Genomic DNA, 5,433 nt, shown 5'->3' with positions numbered 1-5,433 from the left:
ACAGAGCCGCGCCGCTGTGCGACGATGGGGTCTGTGCGCCCTGTCGACGGCGAACGAATTTTCTGGGGGGCGGGGAAAAGCTACCGCCTCCCGCATTCGCGAGCCAGGATCAGGACGCGGTCACGCTGTGAGCGGTCGGGGATACCTTATGGGGAGGAACCGCCGTGAAGCCCGTCGACACGCGGAAGCCGGTTACACACGATTCGGGCGCGGTGCCCTTCCCGCTGTCTGCGGCGCAGCGTGCCACCTGGTTCGCGCAGCAACTCGACCCCGCGGTGCCGATCTCGGTAGCGCACTATGTGGAGCTGGACGGCGACCTCGACATCGACCTGTTGCGACGGGAGACCATCGCGGTGGCCCGCGAGTTCCAGTCGCCGTTCCTCAAGGTCGTCGAGGTCGACGGCCGGCCGATGCAGTACGTGGATCATGCCACCGACACGTCCATCGCCTTCATCGACTTTCGCGGTGAGGACGATCCGGTCGCCGCAGCGCACGAATGGATGGACCGGGACTACCAGGCCCCACTAGATCTCGACACGGATCGACTGTTCGAGACCTCGATCCTGTGCGTGGGAGAGTCGCACTACCTGTGGTACAGCCGCATTCACCACGTCGCGCTCGACGGATACGGCGCCATGACGCTGATCAACCGCATCGCGCACCGGTACTCGGCCTCGGTGGCCGGTCGCGAACCGGATCCGAGTCGAGCCGCGACCCTGCATGAGCTGTACGACGTCGACGCCCGCTACCGGTCCTCCGACCGCTTCGTGGCCGATCGGGAGTACTGGGCGAAGCGAGTCGAGGCAGTCGACGGATCGACCCTGGCCGACGCGCCCGCGCCCGCACTCGCCAGGAGCAAGGTCGAGAGTGCCCTGCTGTCCGAGGCGGCCGTTTCCGGAATCCACAACGCCGACAGTCAGGCAAACGCCACCGCGGCAGTCACGATCATCGCCGCCTTCGCCTGCTACCTGTCGCGGATCACGGCGAAAACCGATGTCCTCGTGAATGTTCCGATGTCCGGCCGGACCACGTCGGTGCTGCGCAACTCCGGCGGCATGATGGTCAGCGTCGCACCGCTGCCGATCACGGTCGACGAGGAAGAGGCGGTCGCAGACCTCGTGTCGCGGGTCAGGCGAGAGCTGATGGGCGCGTTGCGGCATCAGCGGTGCAGTATCGAGGACATCCGCCGCGACGTGGGCACGGGCACTGGCGCCGAACTCCACGGCCCCATGGTCAACGTCATGCTGTTCCATCAGAACGTCCAGCTGGGCCCGCTGGTCGGCGAATACCACATCGTCACGTCGGGTCCGGTGGAAGATCTGCTGGTCAACGTGTACCCGAGCGGGACGCCGGCCGAGATCTTCGTCGATTTCCGGGCCAACCCGAACAGATACGAGGATTCGGCACTGCGACTGCATCACCGGCACTTCGTCGCACTGCTGGAAGAGTTCATCTCGGCCGACCCGCAGGCTCGCGTCGCGACGATTCACGAGGCCACGGCCCTCGACGGTGCGCGACGACGCCTCGAGGCGCACCAACTCGAGTACTGGAAGGATCGGCTGTCGGGGATGCCCGAAGTGCTGAATCTGCCGTCCGATCGGCCTCGCCCCGTCGCGCAAACCCGGGGGGAAGACCGCGTCGACGTTGCGATCGGTGCAGAGGCACATGCCGGAGTGGTGACCCTGGCGCGGGAACACGACACCACCACGTTCTCGGTGCTGCACGCGGCCTTCACCGTTCTGCTGAGCCGGCTGTCGGGTGCCTCGGATGTGGCGATCGGAACGACGACCGCGATGCACGACGGCCGGAACCTCGTGGTGCTCCGCAACCGCGTCGAACCGGACACCTCCTTCACGCATCTCCTCAGCCACGTCCGCGACGTCGATCAGGAGGCGTTCGAGCACCGCGACGTTCCTTTCGAACAGGTGGTCCGGGCACTCGCGCTCAGCGATTCGCCCGCGTACTCGCCGATCGTCCAGGTCCTGTTCGAGTGCCGCGAGGGGGCGGAGACGTCCGGGCTCGGCCGATTCGACCTACGGGTGACCGCGGCCGAGGCCTTCGACGCCGACGGCATCCCGTCCGGCATCGCGGCGACACTCGGGTTCGCCACCGACCTGTTCGACCCCGGCACGGTACGTGGCCTCGGCGAACGGTTCCGCCGAATCCTGGAGGCGGTCACCGGCGACCCCGCACTCGCCGTCGGCGACATCGACATCCTGTCCGATACCGAACACGCGACCCTCGTTCCGGTCTCCGGCGCGCCGGGACGTCCGGGTCGGACGCTGCCCGAATTATTCTCAGCGGCAGCACGATCCAACCCTGCCGGTGTCGCGCTCTCGTATCGCGGTGTCGAGGTGACGTACCGAGAATTGGACGACCGCTCGAACCAGTTGGCACGCGTCCTCGCCGAACGCGGCATCGGGCCGGAGAACTTCGTGGCACTGGGCTTGACTCGCTCGATCGAGTCGGTGCTGTCGATGCTGGCGGTGGCCAAGTCTGGTGCGGCCTACGTGCCGGTGGACCCGAACTACCCGGCCGAACGAATCGAGCACATGCTCGACGATTCGGGCGCTGCCCTGGGGGTGACGGTGTCCGCCGTGCGTTCCCGGCTACCGGACGCCATTCCGTGGCTGGTGCTCGACGACGAAGAATTCCGGTCGCTCTGTGCGACGCATCCGGAAGCCGCCGTGACCGACACGGAGCGGACGCGGCCTCTCCGCGTGGAGAATCCGTCGTACGTGATCTACACGTCCGGTTCCACGGGCCGGCCCAAAGGCGTCGTGGTCACACACGGTGGCCTGGACGACTTCGCGGCCGAGCAGCGCACACGATCCGGTGCGACACGGACCTCTCGGATTCTGCACTTCTCCACCCCGAGTTTCGACGCGTCCGTCTCCGAGTACCTGCACGTGTTCGCCGCCGCCGCCACCATGGTGATCGTTCCGCCCACGATCTACGGCGGCGCCGAGTTGTCCCGCCTCCTGACGTCGGAACGGGTCACCCACGGATTCGTCACCACTGCCGCGCTCGGAACGGTCGAGCCGGACGGACTCGCCGACTTCCGGGACGTGGTGTTCGGTGGCGAGGCGTGCCCGCCGGAACTGGTGAAGCGGTGGGCGCCCGGTCGCAGATTGTGCAACGCGTACGGGCCCAGCGAGGCGACCGTCATGTCGAACATCAGTGCACCGTTGTCACCGGACGGAGCCATCACGTTGGGTGGTCCGCTCCGCGGATTCCACGAGGTCGTCCTCGATGCGCGGTTGAACCCGGTGCCGGTCGGCGTGGCCGGGGAGCTGTACGTCTCGGGCGACGCCCTCGCTCGCGGATATCACGGTAAATCAGCGTTGACGGCGGAACGGTTCGTGGCCAACCCCTTCGGCGGCCCCGGCGGCCGGATGTATCGTACCGGGGACGTGGTGCGGTGGCGCACCGACCGCACGCTGGAGTATCTGGGCCGCAGCGATTTCCAGGTGAAGGTACGCGGCTTCCGCATCGAGCTCGGTGAGATCGACACCGTCCTCCATACCCATCCGCGGGTGCGGACCGCGGTGACGATGCCGCGAACGGCACCGTCCGGCGACACGGTGCTCGCGTCGTACGTGCTGCCGGCAGCAGGGCAACAGCTGGCGCCTGCCGAGTTGATCGACTATGCCGCAGAGCAATTGCCGACGTACATGGTACCGGCCGCGATCGTGATTCTGGACGAGATCCCGATGACACCGGTGGGGAAGCTCGATCGTGCGGCATTGCCGGCGCCGGAATTCCTCTCCACGGCCACCGAGTTCCGTGCGCCCGTCACTCCGGTGGAACGGGCCGTCGCGCGAGTGTTCGCCGACGTGCTGGGTGTGGAACGAATCGGCCTCGACGACAGCTTCTTCGACCTCGGCGGAAATTCACTGGTCGCGACGAAAGTGGTCGCGCGGGTCAACGCCGCACTCGGCGCCGACCTCGTGGTGCGGACCCTGTTCGAGGCGCCGACGGTGGAGGCATTGGCAGGATGGATCGAGGGTGCCCACGCGAGGCGCCCCGACCGCCCGGACCTGGTGGCGCAGACACGCCCCGACCGGATCCCGCTGTCGCTTGCCCAGCAACGTATGTGGTTCGTCAATCAGTACGACACCTCGTCGCCCGCCTACAACATTCCGATGGCGCTGCGACTGTCCGGAACTCTCGACGTGGAGGCGCTCCGGGCGACGGTGGCGGATGTCCTCGAACGACACGAATCGCTTCGCACGGTGTATCCGGCGTCGGTGGACGGACCGCATCAAGTGATCCTGTCACCGAGGGAGGTGATTCCGGATCTGGTGCCGACGGTCTGCGAAGACGAGGACGCAGTGCGCGCGCGGATCGCCGAGTCGACTGCTCAGGGGTTCGACGTGAGCACCGAGGTGCCCGTGCGTGGTGCCCTGTTCCGGACCGGCCACGACGAGCACGTCCTCATGCTGGTGGTGCACCACATTTCGGCGGACGGAGCGTCGCTGGCCCCGCTCGCCCGTGACCTGATGGTGGCGTACTCGGCGCGGGTGCAGCAGCAGGCGCCCGACTGGCGGCCGCTCCCGGTGCAGTACGCCGACTACAGCCTGTGGCAGCGGGCGGCCCTCGGCAGTGACGAGAATCCCGGCAGCATGATGTCGGCGCAGCTGGAGTACTGGAAGCAGACGCTGTCCGGGCTCCCCGACGCGATGGATCTTCCATTGGACCGGCCGAGGCCCGCGGACAGAGCTCTCCGGGGCGGGATCGTCCGGTTCTCGGTGTCCGCGGAAAAGCATCGGGAACTTCTCCTCCTCGCTCGGCAACACAATTCCACGATGTTCATGGTGATGCATGCGGTGCTGGCGGTGTTGGCGGCGCGGCTCAGCGGTTCCGGAGACATCGCGATCGGGACGCCGATCGCCGGACGCGGCGAGGAGGCACTCGACGACGTGGTGGGGATGCTCGTCAATACTCTGGTCCTGCGGACCACCGTCGAACCCGCCGCGACGTTCGGCGAGGTGCTGTCCCGGGCGCGGGAAGCGGATCTGGCGGCGTTCGGTCACGCGGAAGTGCCGTTCGAGAGTGTGGTCGACGCAGTCGCACCGACCCGCTCGACCGCGTACTCACCGTTGTTCCAGGTTCTGCTGGAGTTCCAGAACACCGCCCCGGCGCACCTCGACCTGCCGGGACTGACGGTGGAGATCCTCGACGTCGATTCCGGTGTGTCCAAGTTCGATCTGCAGTTGACGCTCGCGGAGCGCTACGACGCGTCCGGAATGGCAGCAGGCATCGAGGCGTCGTTCACGTTCGCGTCGGACGTGTTCGATCCGGACACGATCGTGGGATTCGGGGAGCGGTTCCTCCGGATTCTGGCGGGAGTGGTTGCGGATCCGGATGCGCCGGTCGGTGATGTGGAGGTTCTGGGGCCGGGTGAGCGGGCGTTGGTGGTGGGTTCGTGGA

1 protein-coding gene is annotated in these 5,433 nt (G+C 67.1%); it reads left to right on the top strand.

All coding sequences use genetic code 11. The annotated features are described in order from the left end of the window. Positions 1-164: 164 nt before the first annotated feature. The coding region (locus AZG88_RS00155) for a non-ribosomal peptide synthetase (RefSeq protein ID WP_156517397.1) at positions 165-5,433 on the top strand (5,269 nt) is incomplete at its 3' end.

Origin of the sequence: Rhodococcus sp. LB1 (assembly GCF_001583455.1) — a bacterium.
GTDB classification, from domain to species: Bacteria; Actinomycetota; Actinomycetes; order Mycobacteriales; family Mycobacteriaceae; genus Rhodococcus_F; species Rhodococcus_F opacus.
This window is presented reverse-complemented; position numbering and strand designations above follow the sequence as displayed.